This is a genomic window from Pseudomonas sp. NPDC090233 (assembly GCF_044772285.1).
Classification (GTDB): domain Bacteria; phylum Pseudomonadota; class Gammaproteobacteria; order Pseudomonadales; family Pseudomonadaceae; genus Aquipseudomonas.
Window position 1 is genome coordinate 1 of the sequence record NZ_JBIVYQ010000014.1, and the last position, 16,984, is coordinate 16,984.

10 protein-coding genes and 2 rRNA genes are annotated in these 16,984 nt (G+C 61.3%); 5 read left to right on the forward strand and 7 right to left on the reverse strand.

Translation table 11 applies throughout. The features are described from left to right. Together rrf (ACIQUF_RS25295) and rrf (ACIQUF_RS25300) are read left to right on the forward strand one after the other, a co-directional pair. Positions 1 to 88: ribosomal RNA gene (gene rrf, locus ACIQUF_RS25295) — 5S ribosomal RNA — on the forward strand; the annotation flags it as partial. Between the two features lie 109 nt (positions 89 to 197). Next, a 5S ribosomal RNA gene (gene rrf / locus ACIQUF_RS25300) occupies positions 198 to 313 on the forward strand. Positions 314 to 374: 61 nt separating this feature from the next. Here rrf (ACIQUF_RS25300) and ACIQUF_RS25305 read toward each other — a convergent pair. From ACIQUF_RS25305 to ACIQUF_RS25320, 4 genes are all read right to left on the reverse strand, one after another. Next, entirely contained in the window at positions 375 to 2,744 is a 2,370-nt protein-coding gene (locus tag ACIQUF_RS25305) for a TonB-dependent siderophore receptor (RefSeq protein ID WP_403136481.1), read from the reverse strand. Positions 2,745 to 2,958: 214 nt separating this feature from the next. Beyond that, on the reverse strand, positions 2,959 to 3,966 hold the full coding sequence (locus ACIQUF_RS25310; protein ID WP_403136468.1) for a FecR domain-containing protein: 1,008 nt from the start codon (positions 3,964 to 3,966) through the stop codon (positions 2,959 to 2,961). After that, positions 3,920 to 4,423, reverse strand: coding sequence for a sigma-70 family RNA polymerase sigma factor (locus ACIQUF_RS25315; RefSeq protein ID WP_403136470.1), 504 nt, complete (start codon positions 4,421 to 4,423; stop codon positions 3,920 to 3,922). The genes ACIQUF_RS25310 and ACIQUF_RS25315 overlap by 47 nt, the downstream gene beginning before the upstream one ends. Positions 4,424 to 4,508: 85 nt before the next feature. After that, positions 4,509 to 5,198 carry a GntR family transcriptional regulator gene (locus tag ACIQUF_RS25320; RefSeq protein WP_403136471.1) on the reverse strand — a complete coding sequence of 230 codons (690 nt, stop codon included), beginning with the start codon at positions 5,196 to 5,198 and terminating at the stop codon, positions 4,509 to 4,511. A 204-nt stretch (positions 5,199 to 5,402) separates the two neighbouring features. Here ACIQUF_RS25320 and lapG point away from each other — a divergent pair, with 204 nt between their 5' ends. Together lapG and lapD are read left to right on the forward strand one after the other, a co-directional pair. After that, positions 5,403 to 6,164, forward strand: a complete 762-nt coding sequence (gene lapG / locus ACIQUF_RS25325) for a cysteine protease LapG (RefSeq protein WP_403136473.1) — start codon at positions 5,403 to 5,405, stop codon at positions 6,162 to 6,164. Positions 6,165 to 6,174: 10 nt separating this feature from the next. Beyond that, on the forward strand, positions 6,175 to 8,121 hold the full coding sequence (gene lapD / locus ACIQUF_RS25330) for a cyclic di-GMP receptor LapD (RefSeq protein ID WP_403136475.1): 1,947 nt from the start codon (positions 6,175 to 6,177) through the stop codon (positions 8,119 to 8,121). A 122-nt stretch (positions 8,122 to 8,243) separates the two neighbouring features. Here the strand turns inward: lapD and ACIQUF_RS25335 are convergent, their stop codons facing one another. The 3 genes from ACIQUF_RS25335 to ACIQUF_RS25345 are packed head-to-tail and all read right to left on the reverse strand — an operon-like array spanning position 8,244 to position 13,148. After that, positions 8,244 to 9,602 carry an HlyD family type I secretion periplasmic adaptor subunit gene (locus tag ACIQUF_RS25335; protein WP_403136483.1) on the reverse strand — a complete coding sequence of 453 codons (1,359 nt, stop codon included), beginning with the start codon at positions 9,600 to 9,602 and terminating at the stop codon, positions 8,244 to 8,246. A gap of 7 nt (positions 9,603 to 9,609) precedes the next feature. Beyond that, positions 9,610 to 11,766 (reverse strand): type I secretion system permease/ATPase, encoded by a 2,157-nt coding sequence (locus ACIQUF_RS25340; protein WP_403136477.1) that lies wholly within the window; start codon positions 11,764 to 11,766, stop codon positions 9,610 to 9,612. A gap of 44 nt (positions 11,767 to 11,810) precedes the next feature. Further along, positions 11,811 to 13,148, reverse strand: coding sequence for a TolC family outer membrane protein (locus tag ACIQUF_RS25345; RefSeq protein ID WP_403136479.1), 1,338 nt, complete (start codon positions 13,146 to 13,148; stop codon positions 11,811 to 11,813). A 353-nt stretch (positions 13,149 to 13,501) separates the two neighbouring features. Between ACIQUF_RS25345 and ACIQUF_RS25350 the strand changes: the two genes are divergently transcribed. Next, positions 13,502 to 16,984, forward strand: a 3,483-nt coding sequence (locus ACIQUF_RS25350; RefSeq protein ID WP_403136480.1) for a retention module-containing protein, incomplete at its 3' end; no start/stop codon positions are given.

The following is a 16,984-nucleotide window of genomic DNA, read 5'->3' on the forward strand; positions in this document are numbered from 1 at the left end:
CTGATCCCATCCCGAACTCAGTAGTGAAACGATGCATCGCCGATGGTAGTGTGGGGTTTCCCCATGTGAGAGTAGGTCATCGTCAAGATTCATTTTGCAAAACCCCTATCTGCGTGAGCAGGTAGGGGTTTTGTCTTTAAGTAGAAACTACAGAGATTCGCGGGTACGTCCACAGGACGGGCCGGCACACAGAATTTCTTGACGACCATAGAGCATTGGAACCACCTGATCCCATCCCGAACTCAGCAGTGAAACGATGCATCGCCGATGGTAGTGTGGGGTTTCCCCATGTGAGAGTAGGTCATCGTCAAGATTCAAATCCAAGCCCCTGTCTGCGCTGCAGACAGGGGCTTTGTCTTTTCCGGCTGATCAGATCAGAACTGATAGCTGACCGTAGCGCTCACATTGCGCTCTTCACCCATGTAGCAGTAATTCAAGCTGGCGCACGAAGCGATGTAGGTTTCGTTGGTGAGGTTATTGGCGTTCAGGCGCACGTCCATACCCTTGAGCCCGACCTTGCCCAGGTCGTACCCGACCGAGGCGTCGAACAGCGTGTAAGAGGGCACCTTCATGCTGTTTTCCGCATCTACCCAGCTGTACCCCACGTAGCGCACGCCGCCGCCCAGTCGCAGGCCGTCGAGTGGCCCCTGGCGGAAGTTGTAATCGGCCCATATCGAGAACATCTGCTTGGGTGCTTGGGTGGGTGAATTGCCTTTGTTGTCGAGCTGACCAGACACCAGGCTTGGCATCGACTTGGAATACTCGATATCGGTAAAGGTGTAGCCACCCAGCAGCTTGAGGTTGTCGGTCACCTGCACGTGGGCTTCGAGCTCCAGGCCTTGCGAGCGCACCTCACCTACAGGGCGATAGAAGTCTTCGTTCGGCTGCTTTGATGCCAGGTTTTCTTGCTCGATGCGGAATACCGAGGCTGTGAACAGGTTGTCACTACCCGGTGGCTGGTACTTGATGCCAGCTTCCCACTGGGTGCCTTCGGTCGGCGCCAGAGGGCGGCCATCCTGATCGGAGACGGTATTGGGGTTGAACGATTCCGAGTAGCTGACATAGGGCGCTATACCGTTCTCGAACAGGTAGAGCACGCCGGCACGCGTGGTGAACTTGGTGCGGTCATCGCTAGCCTTTGTATCGCTGTCACGGTTCTCCTCGGACACCTTCACCCAATCCTGGCGAAGACCCAGCGAGAAGCGCCACTGATCCAGCTCGACCAGGTCCTGCAGGTACACCCCGGTCTGCTGCAAACGACGCTGGTAGCGGTTTTCACCCAGTACCTGAAGGTTGCCATTGCCGTACTGCGGGTTGCCGGCATCCAGCGGGTCGACGGTGCCGTAGCGCCATGCTACATCCGCCTTGCGCCGCTGATAGTCGGTGCCCAGCAGCAGCGTGTGCATGGCCGCACCCGTGAAGAATTCCGCCTGCAGCATGTTATCGATGATGTAGGAGTGCAGGCGCTCATCACCGCCGGTGTAGGCGCGGTTGAGGATATTGCTGTCGGCATCCGCCCAGCCTGCCGAGTAGACCTGATCCATCGACACGTCGGAATCCTGGTAACGGAAGTTCTGTCGTGCGGTAAAGACATCATTGAAGCGGTGTTCGAACTGGTAGCTGAACGACTGTTGCGTGCGCTCGTAGTTGTCGATGCCCGGCTCGCCTTCAAAGAAGTGATCGGACAAACGTTGGCCATTGCGTTTATGCAGCATGCCGTCAGCCGGGTTACCGCCGTGGTAGCCCCCATTGGGGTCGTGCTGCAGGTAGGCCTGCAGGGTCAGCGAGGTGTCCTCTGTGAAGTCGATGCTGATGGCCGGGGCGATGGCATAGCGTTCTTCCTTGTTATGGTCGAACTGGGTGTCGGAGGCATCAGCCAACCCGGTCAGACGATAGGCAATGCGCTTGTCGTCATCCAGCGGTCCGCTGAAGTCGAAACCCATGCCACGTTGCCCCTGGGTACCCACCGTGGCCTGTACCTGATGGTAGGCCTCGAACAGCGGCTTCTTGGTGGTCAGAGCCACCAGGCCACCGGGCGAGCTACGGCCGTAGAGCACCGAGGAGGGGCCTTTGAGGATGTCGATACGCTCAATGAAATACGGGTCCACCTGCATGGTGCTGTAGGTGCCGTTATCGCCCATCGACTTGAGGCCATCGACGTAGATGTTATCCACAGAGCCATCGTTGAAACCGCGCATGGCCACGTAGTCATAGCGATGCGTTGCGCCGTAGGGGTTGGTCAGCACACCAGGGGTATAGCGCATAGCTTGAGCGACGGTCTGCGACCCCTGGTCGTCGATCTGCTGGCGTGTCACCACCGATACCGATTGCGAGGTTTCTACGAGCGGCATGCTGGTCTTGGTCGCGACCTGGCTGTGGGTGGCGTTGTACCCCTCCATGCTGCCCAGCGCGTTGCCCAGGGTAAAGCTGCGCACATCGGTATCGGGTAGCGACAGCGCCTCTTCTACGGGGCGTGCGCGAAGGACATAGCTGCGACCGTCCTGGCTGACGGCTTCAAGGCCTGTGCCATTGAGCAACTGGCGCAGCGCCTGATCAGTCGAATACTGTCCCTGAAGGCCGCTGGAGTTCAGCTCGCCGGTCAGCTGAGGGGTACTGGTCAAGGTGATGCCGGCCTGGCGGGCGAACTGGTTGAGCACGTCGTTCAAAGGGCCAGGTGCAAGCGCGTATTGCTGGCTTACCGGGGCAGGTGTTGCGGCGAGCGCCAGCGCAGGCGCACCCGCCATTCCCAAAGCCGTACCGAACAGCGCGGCACGTACCGCCTTGCCTAGTCTGGCTGAATCCAAGACAGGTCGAAAATCATTCTCGCCAGTGGCGTGCACTCTAGATGTAACGATGGGCATATCGAAGTCCGTCGGGTGTTGAAGGGCAGAAGGGGTGCTTACTGTCCTAGCCGGACGTGTTACCAATACCCGCCAGAAATTTCTCAGGAAGGTCGAATCAGGCCACAGGTTCCAGCCGTATCCACCAACGTGTATGTTTGCAAAGTCGTACAGGCAGCGTCTGCGGTAGCAGTTGCAGTAGTCGATATGGGTCGTCCAGGCGATACACCCCTGACAGCCGAAGGTCGGCGACCTCTTCAGTGCAGCCCAGGTAACCATGCCGGTACCGGCTCACCTGCGCGAGAAAGTCTGCCAAGCGCATGTCGCGGGTGACGATCAGCCCCTCCGCCCAGGCTGCGGCGTCCATGTCCACCTGCTCCAGGCGTTGCGCGCCGAAAGCATCCACCCGCCAGTCCTGCTCGCTGCCAATCCACTGCAGCTCACCGGTGCCTGGCAGGTGCAATGCGACCTTGCCCTGGCCGACGCTCACCCTCGTGCAATCGAAATCCTGGCGTACGACAAAGCGTCCTTCAAAGCCTTCAAGCAGTGCGTCACGCGTCTGTACCAGCAACGGGCGACCTTGATACGGCGTTTCGCTACAGGTCAGCATCAGTTCGCCGTGCTTGAGGCGGATCATGCGCTGCTGCTCAGTGAAGGCCAGGTCCACAGCGCTACGCGTGTTGAGTTGCAGCAAAGAGCCATCGGGCAAGCGCACGCTGCGACGCTCGCCGGTCACGGTGGCAAAGTCCGAGGTCCAGGTACCGACGCTGTCCAGGTCCTTGGCCAGCCAGCTCGCTGTGCCCACCAAGGCAACGCCACTCAGCAACTTGAGCGCCTGGCGCCGGTGCAGGCGCCGCTGGCTGGTCTCCAACGTCTGCAGGGCAACGCCGGCCCCGGGAATCGCGCGCAAGTCGAGATCCTGATGCAGGCTGATCACGCGTTGCCAGGCCAGCTCATGTTCCTGCTCGGCCTTGCGCCAGCGTTCGCATTGCTGCGACAACGCCGGATCGTTGCCACTTTCACGCAGGCTGAGCATCCAGTGTATGGCCTGTTTCACGGCCTTGGAGGAGGGCGCCACTTCAGCACTCGTCCTCGAAGCGCAACAGGTAACAGTGGTAGAGCGCATCGGCGATATAGCGCTCCACCGAGCGCAGCGAGATGCCCATCTGCTCGGCAATGGCCTTATGGCTCAACCCCTCGCACTGGGCCAGCAGGAATGCCCGGCGGACTTTGGGTTTGAGCCCGTCAAGCATGCGCGCGATGCGCTCAAGCAGCTCCATCAACAGCTCGCGGGTTTCGGCCGAGGGCGCCTGCGCTTCAGGCACGTGGGCCAAAGCTTCGAGGTATGCACGTTGCAGTTCTTCACGCCGCCAGTGGTCGATCACCAGGCCGCGGGCGATCGTGCGCAGAAAGGCCCGTGGTGTGTTTAGCGGCGGCTGTTCAGGACGTTGCAGCAGGCGCACGAACGTGTCCTGGGCCAGGTCCGCGGCATCGGCCGCATTGCCCAACTTGCTGCGCAGCCATCTGTTCAGCCAGTTGTGATGGTCACTGTAGAGCGAGTGCACGGAGTCATTGGAAGGCATGACGCGCCATTGGCATAAATGATAATTAGTCTCATTGTTTGCCAGGGCGGGCGGCGATTGCAACTGTCATTTGCACTCAGTGCGGTTACGGAGCCGATTGCTTGTCCAGGTAGTTCCTGATGACACGAGCGCCATTGTTCAGATGCTGCTCCAGTATTCTTACGGCTTCATCCACCAGCTTGTCGCTTGCCGCGTCCGCCAATGCGTTGTGATCGTCCTGGGTCAGTTTGCCCAGCCCCATCGACGACAGATGAAAGCGCAGGAATCGCTCTTCCTCGTTCAGCTCGTTCTCGATCAGGCGCAGCAGTTTCTGATTTGGCGCCTTGCCATACAGGGCCATGTGAAATAGTCGGTTGAGGCGGCCGATTTCGGCATGACGGGTTTCGTTTTCCAGCTGCTGGATATAGCCGCGGGCACGGGTGATATCGTCGGCATCGAGCAGCGGAATGGATTGGCGCAGCGCCTCGGATTCAAGCAAAACGCGCAATGCGTAGGTATCGACCGCGTCTTCGCCGATCAACGGCGCCACCACAGCGCCTTTGTGCATCTCCACCTTCAGCAGCGACTGCGCTTCGAGCTGGCGCAGCGCCTCGCGCACAGGCATGCGGCTGACGCCATACAAGGTGGCGAGTTCCTGTTGACGCACGGCAGTGCCCGGCGGCAGGCGGCCATCGAGGATAGCGCTGCGCAGACGCTCTTCGATCACGGCACGGGCCAGGTGTGCTGGCAGTTGTTCACTGGCCAACACATTGCTCAGTTTGATTTTCTCGCCCACGCGAAGTCTGCCTCGACGACTAAAGTTGGATCCAATGACACTAGTAACAGGCAAGTGGGCTTGTCAAACCCGCGTACGCAAAGGGGCGTACGAATGAAGTGCACGGGATATGGTGGATGAACTCACTGGCCAAAGGAAGCGCCATATACCAAGCGCTAACAAGAAAGTTATAGCTGACAGGTTATTGGCCGCCATGATTGCAGGGTGCCATTGTTTTTTGATCTGGCAGGCCGCACCATCGCTGCTTTCGATTGGTCTGAACAGGTCTTCGCAGTGGCGATACCCTGGGTACTCAAAACCGCTGTGCGCCGTATTGGCCTCGCTGTACTGCTGGGTAGCTTGCTGCTGGGCGGCCTGCACGCGGACTGGGATTTCTCCGCAATCAGCCGCAAGTCACAGGCCCTGTACGGCCCGCTTGGTGCGGGGAAGGGGCGCATCGATGCCTGGCAGAACCTGATGGCCACGCAGAGTCAAGGTACCGAGCTACAGCGGCTGCAAGTGGTCAACTTGTTCTTCAACCAGCAGCTGCGCTATGTCGAAGACATAGACCTGTGGCGCGAAGTCGACTACTGGGCCACGCCCATCCAGGCCTTGATCAAGGGCGCCGGCGATTGCGAGGACTACGCCATCGCCAAGTACTTCAGCCTGCGGCGCATGGGCATTGCCAGTGAAAAGTTGCGCATCACCTACGTCAAGGCCTTGCGCCAGAACCGCGCGCACATGGTGCTGACCTATTATTCAAGCCCACAGGCCCAGCCGCTGGTGCTCGACAGCCTGATGGACGCGATCAAACCGGCCAGCCAGCGTACCGATCTGCTGCCGGTCTATGCCTTCAACGGTGAAGGGCTGTGGCTGACGGGCGCCGCGGGCAACAAGAAGGTTGGCGATACCAAGCGCCTGTCACGCTGGCAGGACGTGTTGAAGAAAATGCAGGCCGAAGGGTTCCCGGCCGAACCGGTTTACTGAAGGAGCACAGATGTCACTGTTCAAACAATTGCTGTTGGCCATTTGCCTGTTCCTGGTGGTCGCGTTCAGCGGCAGCTTCATGGTCAGCCTGGAGAGCTCGCGCAGCCAATACGTCAACCAGCTGCGCTCGCATGCCCAGGACGCGGCCACGGCGCTGGCGTTGTCGCTGACACCGAACATCGACGACCCGGCCATGGTCGAGCTCATGGTCAGTTCGATCTTTGACAGTGGCTATTACGCCAGCATCAAGGTCGTCGACCTGGGCTCCAATGCGGTGTTGGTTGAGCGCCACGCCGAGCCCGACCCGGGCGGTGTTCCGGCCTGGTTCATCCACCTGATCGGGCTGGAGGCCGCCGGTGGCGATGCCATCGTCAGCCGTGGCTGGCAGCAGGCGGCGCGGGTCGAGGTGATCAGCCACCCGATGTTCGCCATCGCCAAGCTCTGGCAGAGCGCCCTGGGCAGCCTGGGCTGGTTGCTGCTGTGCGGTGCGGCGAGCGCGGTGCTCGGGGCCTTGCTGCTGCGTCGCCAGTTGCGTCCGCTGGACTACATGGTCGAGCAGTCCCACGCCATCGCGCGTCGCGAATTCCTCAGCCTGCCTGAATTGCCGCGCACGCCGGAACTGCGCCGCGTGGTACAGGCAATGAACCAGATGGTCGAGAAGTTGAAGGCACTGTTTACCGAGCAGGCCGAGCGCAGCGAACGGCTGCGGACCGAGTCGTATCAGGACAGCCTGACCGGATTGTCCAACCGCCGTTACTTCGAGATGCAGCTCAACAACCGGGTCAGCAACCTGGAAGATGCCCGTGCCGGTTACCTGCTGTTGCTGCGGGTGCAGGACCTGGCAGGGCTAAACGCGCGCCTTGGCGGTCAGCGTACCGACCAGTTGCTGCAGGCCGTCGGCGAACAACTGCGGCGGACTTGTGCCCGCTTCCCGGAAACCAAAGACTTGATTTCCCGCAGCCGTGGCGGCGAATTCGCTGTGCTGGCGCCGGGCATGGTGCATGAAGAAGCCGTGCAGCTGGCCCAGGCACTGGAGGCGACGTTGCAGAGCCTGCACGAGACGGGGGCCACCGACGTCGACCCGGTGGCCTGTATCGGCCTTGCCCCTTTCAGCCCCGGCGACGCGCCCCAGGCGCTGCTCAAACTCGCCGATGAGGCGCTGGCCCGCGCCGAGAATCAACCCACGCCAGGCTGGGTTTGCCTGGAGCAAGGTGCAGCGGCGGTCGCTGGAGACAGCCATCATGACTGGCATACGAGACTTGATCAGGCCTTCGTCAAAGGCCAGTTCGAACTGTTCTTCCAGCCGGTGGTGGATTGCCATGATGCGCAGCGGGTGTTGCATCACAAGGTCATCTCGCGGCTGCACGATGCCCAGGGCGAGGCAGTGCCGGCGGGTCGCTTCCTGCCATGGCTGGAGCGCTTTGGCTGGATGCCTCGGCTGGATGTGCTGGTGTTGGAGAAAGTGCTGGCGCATCTGCGTCGTCACGACCAGGTGCTGGCGCTGAACCTGTCCGCCGCAACCCTGGCCGACCCCAAGGCTCTGCAGCGCGTCTATGAGCTGCTTGGACAGAACACCGCGTTGGGTCCGCGTCTGATCTTCGAGATCGGCGAGGAGCAAGTACCAGAACAGGCGATCCTTGAGCAACTGACCCGGCGCCTGCACGGGCTGGGTTTCGGGCTGGCGCTGCAGCGTTTTGGCGGGCGTTTCAGCATGATCGGCAACCTGGCTCACCTTGGCCTGGCGTACCTGAAGATCGATGGCAGCTACATCCGCAACATCGACAACGAACAGCACAAGCGCCTGTTTATCGAAGCGATTCAGCGCGCCGCACACAGCATCGACCTGCCGTTGATTGCAGAGCGCGTGGAAACCCAAGGGGAGCGGCAAGTGCTGCTGGAAATGGGCGTGGAAGGCATTCAGGGCCAGCTGGTGGGTGAACCTGCGCCGTGGCGCTGAACGCGATGCATATCCTCTGTGGGAGCGGCTTTAGCCGCGAAGCAGGCGACGCGGTGGATGGCACCGGCTTGGCCGGTGTTCGCGGCTGAAGCCGCTCCCACCGGTCTACTGAAACATTGAACTCAGCGTTCGCGCAGGGCCTCGGAGCGGGCCTTCATGATCGGCTTGAGCAGGTAGCTCATGATGGTCTTCTTGCCGGTCATGATGTCCACCGTGGCCACCATCCCCGGGATGATCAGCAGCGGTTTCTCGTCGGTGCCCAGGTGGCTTTTGTCGGTACGCAGCTTGATCAGGTAATAGGTGGTCTTCTTGTCTTCGTCGGTGATGGTGTCGGCACCGATCTGCTCCAGCTTGGCCTTCAGGCCGCCATAGATGGTGTAGTCATAGGCGGTGAACTTGACCGTGGCTTCCTGCCCCGGATGCAGGAAGGCGATGTCCTTGGGCAGGATCTTGGCCTCGACCACCAGCGAGTCGTCCAGCGGTACGATTTCGATGATGTCGCTGCCCGGTTGGATCACGCCACCCACAGTGTTGACCAGCAGCTGCTTGACGATGCCGCGCACCGGTGAGGTGACCATGGTCCGGTTGACCCGGTCATCCAGCGCCTTGCCCGTGGCGGTCGCCTTGTTCAGTTCGGTACGCGCTTCGTTGAGCTGGGTCAGCGCCTCGCTGCGGAATTTGCCGCGGGTTTCTTCGATCTTGCTCTGCACTTCCTTGATGGCCGCTTCGGCACGAGGAATGGCCAGCGCGGTGGAGTCCATCTGGCCACGGTTCTCCACTTCGGCGCGGCGCAGGCGCAGCACTTCCACCTGGGAAATCGCGCCCTGTGCCACCAACGGCTCGGACATGGCGATTTCCTGGCGCAGCAGCTGCAGGCTGTTGGCGTACTGCGCACGCTTGGAGGTGAACTCACGAAGCTCTTGCTGCTTTTGCACCAGTTGCTGCTCCAGGCCGCTGATCTCGTCCTGCAACTGCTGGCGCCGGCTCTGATACAGCGACTGCTCGCTGGCGGCCTGGTTCGGCGCGGCCTTGCGAAGTTCTTCGTCAATCTGCAGCGGCTTGTCATCCACTTCGGCGCTCAGGCGCTGCACGCGAAGGGCCATGGCCAGGCGATCTGCCTCGGTCTCGCCGACATTGGAGGCGAAGCGCGTTTCATCCAGACGCAGCAGCGGCTGACCGACCTCGACGATTTCCCCTTCCTTGGCATAGATCTGGGCGACGATGCCGCCTTCCAGGTTCTGGATTTTCTGCACCTTGGAGGATGGGATGGCCTTGCCTTCGCCGCGGGTGACCTCGTCGATGGGCGCCACGCTGGCCCAGATGATCATCACCAGGAAGAACGCGATGATGCCCCAGATGGTCAGGCGCACGATGCGCGGTGCGTCTTCGATCAGCGCCTTGTTGACCTCAGGCAGCGGCTGTCCGGCCAGCGACTCGGAGCCCTTGAAGTAGCGGCGCAGATTGTCCTTGAAACGCCCCATATCCAGCTTATGCAACACTGATCTGCCCCTTCTTCAGCGCTTCCATGACGGCGGCTTTCGGGCCATCCGCGACAATCTGTCCACGGTCGATGACGATCAACCGGTCCACCAGCGACAGCAGCGACGCCCGGTGCGTCACCAGCAACACAGTCTTGCCTTCGATCACCGCGCTCAGGCGTTGCTTGAGGCGCTCTTCGCCGGTGTTGTCCATGGCACTGGTAGGCTCGTCGAGCAGCAGGATCTGCGGATTGAGCAGCAGTGCGCGGGCCAGGGCGACGTTCTGTCGCTGGCCGCCAGAGAGGTTCTGGCCGCGCTCGCCGACCTGCAGCTCATAGCCATCGGGGTGCAGGCGGGCGAATTCATGCACGCCGGCCAGCTCGGCGGCCTGCAGGATCAGCTCGTCCTCGATGTAGCGCGCGCCACTGACCAGGTTGTCGCGCAGGGTGCCAGCCATCAGCTGGATGTCCTGAGGCACATAGCCGATGTTGTGGCGCAGTTCGCTGACGTCGATCTGGCGGATGTCCACGCCATCGACCAGCAAGGAGCCGTTGTCCGGTTCGTACAGGCCGACGATGAGTTTGGCCAGCGAGCTCTTGCCCGAGCCACTGCGGCCGATGATGCCGACCTTTTCGCCCGGGCGGATGTTCAGGTTGATGCCCTTGAGCGCCTGGTTCTGCTGGTTCGGGTAGGTGAACTCGACACCACGGAACTCGATCGCCCCCTGCAGCACCTGGCGGCTGAGCGGGCGCTCCTCGAAGTTGCGCTCCTGCGGCAGTTCCATCATCTGGTCGGTGGCGACCATGGTCACCTTGGCTTGTTGATAGCGGGCCAGCAGCCCGTTCAGCGAGCCCAGCGGGCCGAGGGCGCGACCGCTGAGCATGTAGCAAGCCACCAGGCCGCCCATGCTCAGGTTGCCGTCGATGATCAGGTACACGCCGACACAGATCATCGCCACGCCCGCCAGTTGCTGGATCAGCAGGGTGATGTTCATGGCCAGGCTCGACAGCACCTTGACCCGCAGCTCCAGACGGCTGAGGGTGCCGAGGGTCTGCTCCCACATGTACTGGCGCTCGCTTTCGGCGTTGTTGACCTTCACCCCGTCCAGCCCGGCCAGGGTCTCGATCAGGCTCGATTGACGCTCAGAGGCCAGCGCCATGGTGCGTTCCATGGTCGACATCAAGGGCTTCTGCAAGGCATAGCCGATACCCAGGGCCAGCGGGAAGGCGAGGATCGGAATCCACACCAGGTGCCCGCCGATAATGGCGATAACCAGCAAAATCAGCAGGGTGAACGGCAGGTCGATCAGGGTGGTCAGCGTGAGCGAGGCGAGGAAGTCGCGCAGGCCCTGGAACTCATGGATGTTCTGGGCAAAGCTGCCGACCCGTGCCGGGCGGTACTTCATCGACATGCCGACGATCCGCTCGAACAGCGTTGCCGAAATGATCAGGTCGGTCTTTTTGCCAGCAAGGTCCAGGCATAGCCCGCGCAGGCCTTTGAGGATCAGGTCGAACACGTAGGCGAAGCCGATACCGGCTGCCAGCACCCACAGCGTCGAGGTGGCTTGGTTGGGTACCACGCGGTCGTAGACGTTCATCACGAACAGCGGCGCGGCCAAGGCAATCAGGTTGATCACCAGGCTGGCGGCGATGGCATCGATGTACAGCCACTTGCTGCGCAACAGCGTATCGCGGAACCAGGATTTCGCCCTCGGGATGAGGTTGCCGTGGTTGACGTCGAATTTGTGCTGCGGCTGGGCGAAAAACACTTTGCCGCTGTAGTCATCCTGCAGCGCCTCGCGGCTGATCAACACTTCACCGCCGTCGCTTTCGCTGAGCAACAGACGTGCAGTGTCGTCGTTCTCCCAGCCCACCAGGATGGCGCTGCGGCCGTCCTTGAGCAGCAGCATGGCTGGCATGGCGATGCGCGGAATTTGCTCCAGCTTGCGCTGCAGCAGGCGCCCCTGCAGGCCCGCCCGTGCAGCTGCACGTGGCAGCAGCTCAGCGTTCAGACGCTGCGCGGGCAGCGGCAGGCCGGTAGTCAGCATGGCCCGGCTGGCGGGCTTCTGGTGCAGGACACACAGGGTCAGCAGACTGTCCAGCAAGGGATCGTCGTGCTGACTGCGTGGATCGTGGCTGAGTTGGACTCGACTGACTTCGGATTCCACGCGGCGCTCTCTTCATCCTTGCGGGTAGATGGATCGGGTGCGCCTCAGTTCAGGCCTGGCAGGTTCACCCGTGGTTTCAGATCATTCTGCACAACGGTGGCCATCGGCGCTACGACACCCTGGCTCTTGAGCAGTTGACCAATGGTCGCCTTGATTCGGTACTGAGTAAACAATTGTATGTTCTTCACTTCTACCAGACGACGCTGGGCGGTGAAGGTTTCATTTTCGCTGTCGAGCAGGTCGAGCAGGGTACGTTCACCCAGGCTGAACTGCTGCTGGTAGGCGCTGCGCACCCGGTTGCTGTGATCGACGTACTGCTGGGCGATCGGCACCTGCAGGTTGGCATTCTCTTGCGCATTCCAGGCCAGGCCCAACTCTTCGTTGAGCTGGCGCAGGGCATTGTTGCGGATATCCAGCGCCTGGTTGGCCAGGTACGACTTGGCTTCCAGGTCGGCCTTGTTGCTGCCACCGGCATACAGGTTGAAGTTCATGCGCAGCATGGCCTGCCACTCGTTGTTGTGGCCGACGGTGCCGTCTAGGTTGTTATCGGCCGTTCGTCCGAGTTCTGCATCGAAGCGAGGATAGAAAGTGGACTTCGCGGCGTCGTACTGCTTCTCTGCGGCGGCGATATCCGACTCGGCCGAGCGCAGCACCGGGCTGCTTTCTATCATCTGGGCGCGTGCCTCTTCCAGCGTGGCCGGCAGCAGATCGATGAAAGGTGCGGGGGCACTCAGCTCGTCGGGCATCTGCCCTACCACGCTGAGGTAATTGGTGTTGGCGTCAGCCAGATTGGTCTGCTCGGTGATCAGGTTGTTACGGGCCTGGGCCAGTCGCGCTTCGGCCTGATCGAGGTCGGCCAGGCGGCCGACGCCGCGGTTGGTGCGCAGGGTGATCTGATCGAGAATGCGTTCGTGATTGCGCAGGTTTTCCTGAGCCAGGCGCACCATCTCGCGGCGCGTGAGGACATCCAGATAGACCTGAGCCACATCGAGCGCCGTGCGCTCGGAGGTGCCCATCAACGAGTAGGCGCGCGCATTGGCGGTGGCTTGTTGACGGCCGACCTCACTGGAGGTGGCAAAACCGTCAAAAACCATCTGGCGGAGTCGGATTGCTGACTCACCACGGTTGAGGCTCTCCCAGCGGTTACCGGTACTCGGACTGTCGGTGCCTTCGCGGCCATAGCCAGCGGTCACATCGACCCGCGGCAAATAGCCGCCCTTGGCAGCCCGCAGTTGATAGTCCGCAGCGACCCGAGCATTCACGCCGGCCTGAATCTCCGGGTGCACCTCAAGGGCTTTCTGCATGGCTTCGGGCAAGGTTTGTGCTTGTACGAAAGAGGCGGCAAAGGCGAGTGGAAGAGCGGTAAACAGTGACGCACGCATTTTTTTACTGATCCCCGAGGGCGCTGTTGTCCTGAAGCACGGTCGAAACGGTTCAGGTCTGAAAAATGACAACCTGACTTGACCGATGAGCAGACTTCCGAAGGGGCACTGGTATTAGTACTAAAGGAAGGGATGGCAAACGTTCAAATATCAATGTGACATTACCAAGCCGATTGTTTAGGATGGCGATCATAAGGTCAATAGTTTGGCATAAAGTTAATTGCCAACAGTTATAGACGGAATTTTGACGTCAAATACGTCGAACATATTACTGACACAATTCCGCCTGCAGCGGCCCACTCACGCCGCGCGGAGCATGGAACACGATCACATCGGGTAACCCGGAGAGTCTAATGAGCAGCGTTGTAGCCATCGTAAAAAGCATTGTTGGCCAAGTCATCGCAGTATCCCCAGAAGGCATCCGGCGCGTATTGATCGAAGGCGATCGCCTGCTGGCCGGTGAAGAAGTCCTCACCGGCCCGGGCGGCGCCGTTACCCTTGAGCTGGCCGATGGCCGCCTGCTCGACCTGGGCCGTGACACCCAATGGAGCGCCGACGCGCCCGACAGCAGCACCGACCTGAGTCAGGCGACTGCACAAGCCGCGCCGTCGGTGGAAGAACTGCAGCAGGCGATCGCGTCGGGCGTAGACCCGACTACCGAGCTGGAAGCGCCGGCAGCTGGCGCCTCGGCCGGTGGCGGCGGTGCTGCGGGTGGTGGCCACAGCTTCGTGTTGCTCGACGCAACGGCGGGTAGCGTGGACCCGACCATCGGCTTCCCGACCGAGGGCCTGGGCTTCGCCGCCGAACTGAACAACGAAGAGCTCGGTGGGCTGGATACGGACACCAGCAACACGACGACAACGACAGCGGTCGCCACCGGGCTGACCCTCAGCGCCACCCCTTCCATTTCCGAAGCGGGTGGCGTAATCGTCTATACCGCGACGGTTGGCCAGGCGCCGACTACGAACCTGACCGTTACGCTGTCGAATGGCGCTGTGATCGTCATCCCTGCGGGTCAGACCAGTGGCAGCGTCAACGTCACCATTCCGGCGAACGATACGCCCTACATCGATGCAGGCCAGATCTCCACTACGGTGACCGGTACCACGGGCGGCAACGGCATTATCGTGACCGTACCGCAAACACCGGCGGTGACTCAGGTTACCGATACCGTCGACACTACTTCTGCGACCCTCACCGCGTCCCCCAGCGTGACCGAAGGTGGCGTGATCACCTACACCGTTACCCTGAGCAATCCAGCGCAGACGCCGGTGACCGTGACCTTGTCGAATGGCCAGACCGTTACCGTCGAAGCCGGTCAGACCACTGGCAGCGTTAACTTCCAGACGCCGGCCAATGATGTCTACAACAATGGTTCCACGGTCAGCACGACCATCACGACTGCCACTGGCGGCAACTTCGAGCAGCTGACGCCGAACCCGGCGCCTGCCCAGACCGTCATTTCGGACTCGGTCGATACCACTACCGCGACGCTCACTGCCTCGCCTAGCGTGACCGAAGGCGGCGTGATCACCTACACCGTGACCCTGAGCAATCCAGCGCAGACGCCGGTGACCGTGACCTTGTCGAATGGCCAGACCGTTACCGTTGAAGCGGGCCAGACGACTGGCAGCGTTAATTTCCAGACGCCTGCCAACGATGTCTACAACAATGGTTCCACGGTCAGCACGACCATCACGACTGCCACGGGTGGCAATTTCGAGCAGCTGACGCCGAACCCGGCGCCTGCCCAGACCGTCATTTCGGACTCGGTCGATACCACTACCGCGACCCTCACTGCCTCGCCTAGCGTGACCGAAGGCGGCGTGATCACCTACACCGTGACCCTGAGCAATCCAGCGCAGACGCCGGTGACCGTGACCCTGTCGAATGGCCAGACCGTTACCGTTGAAGCGGGCCAGACCACTGGCAGCGTTAACTTCCAGACGCCGGCTAATGATGTCTACAACAATGGTTCCACGGTCAGCACGACCATCACGACTGCCACTGGCGGCAACTTCGAGCAGCTGACGCCGAACCCGGCGCCTGCCCAGACCGTCATATCGGACTCGGTCGATACCACTACCGCGACCCTCACTGCCTCGCCTAGCGTGACCGAAGGCGGCGTGATCACCTACACCGTGACCCTGAGCAATCCAGCGCAGACGCCGGTGACCGTGACCTTGTCGAATGGCCAAACCGTTACCGTCGAAGCGGGCCAAACGACTGGCAGCGTTAACTTCCAGACGCCTGCTAATGATGTCTACAACAATGGTTCCACGGTCAGTACCACCATCACGGGTACCACGGGCGGGAATTTTGAGCAGCTGTCGATCAACCCGTCGGAAGCAGTAACGGTTATTAGCGACAGCATCGACACATCCACCGTGACCCTGACTGCCAATGGTTCGGTCGTCGAAGGTGGCGTCGTCACCTACACCGCGTCCGTCAGTGCGCCAGTCACCGGTTCGCCGCTGGTAGTGACCCTGGCCAATGGTCAGAGCATCACCATCGGTGTCGGCCAATCCACCGGCACTGTCGAGTTCACCGCGCCGAACAACGTCTACAACACCAATGCGCCACTGACCAACAGCATCACCAAGGTCGAGGGTGGTAACTACGAGAAGCTGGAAACCGCTGGCACCCCGACCACCACGGTTACCGACAGCCCAGCGACCCAGGCCACTACTGACCTGGTGCTGACGGCGACTGGCGATGTGGCCGAAGGCGGTCAGATCGTCTACACCGCCACGCTGAGCAACCCGGCTGGCACGGCGATGACCGTGACCTTGAGCAATGGCGCGACCATCGAGATCGCGGCTGGCAAGACCACCGGCACTGTCACTGTCCCCGCACCAACCGATGACGTCTACAAAGACGCCGGTCAGGTCAAAGTCACCGTTACCGACACCACCGGTGGCGACTTCGAGAAGCTGGCCGTCAACCCAGCCGAAGCCGTGACCAACGTCAGCGACACCATCGACACGTCGACCGTGACCCTGACCGCCAATGGTTCGGTCGTGGAAGGTGGCGTGGTCACCTACACCGCCTCCGTCAGCGCTCCTGTGACCGGTTCGCCGCTGGTGATCACCCTGGCCAATGGTCAGAGCATCACCATCGGTGTCGGCCAATCCACCGGCACGGTCGAGTTCACTGCGCCGAACAACGTCTACAACACCAACGCGCCGCTGACCAACAGCATTACCAAGGTCGAAGGTGGTAACTACGAGAACCTGGAAACCGCCGGTACGCCGACCACCACGGTGACCGATAGCCCAGCCACCCAGGCCACTACTGACCTGGTGCTGAGCGCGACTGGCGACGTCGCAGAGGGCGGTCAGATCGTCTACACCGCCACGCTGAGCAACCCGGCTGGCACGGCGATGACCGTGACCTTGAGCAATGGCGCGACCATCGAGATTGCTGCAGGCAAGACTACCGGCACTGTGACCGTTCCGGCGCCAACCGATGATGTCTACAAGGACGCCGGTCAGGTCAAAGTCACCGTTACCGACACCACCGGTGGTGATTTCGAAAACTTGGCGGTCAATCCAGCCGAAGCGATCACCAACGTCAGCGACACGATCGACACATCGACCGTGACCCTGACCGCCAATGGTTCGGTCGTGGAAGGTGGTGTGGTCACCTACACCGCTTCGGTTAGCGCTCCAGTCACCGGCTCGCCGCTGGTGATCACCCTGGCCAACGGTCAGAGCATCACCATCGGCGTGGGCCAGTCCGCCGGCACGGTCGAGTTCACCGCCCCGAACAACGTCTACAACACCAACGCCCCGCTGACCAACAGCATCACCAAGGTCGAGGGTGGTAACTACGAG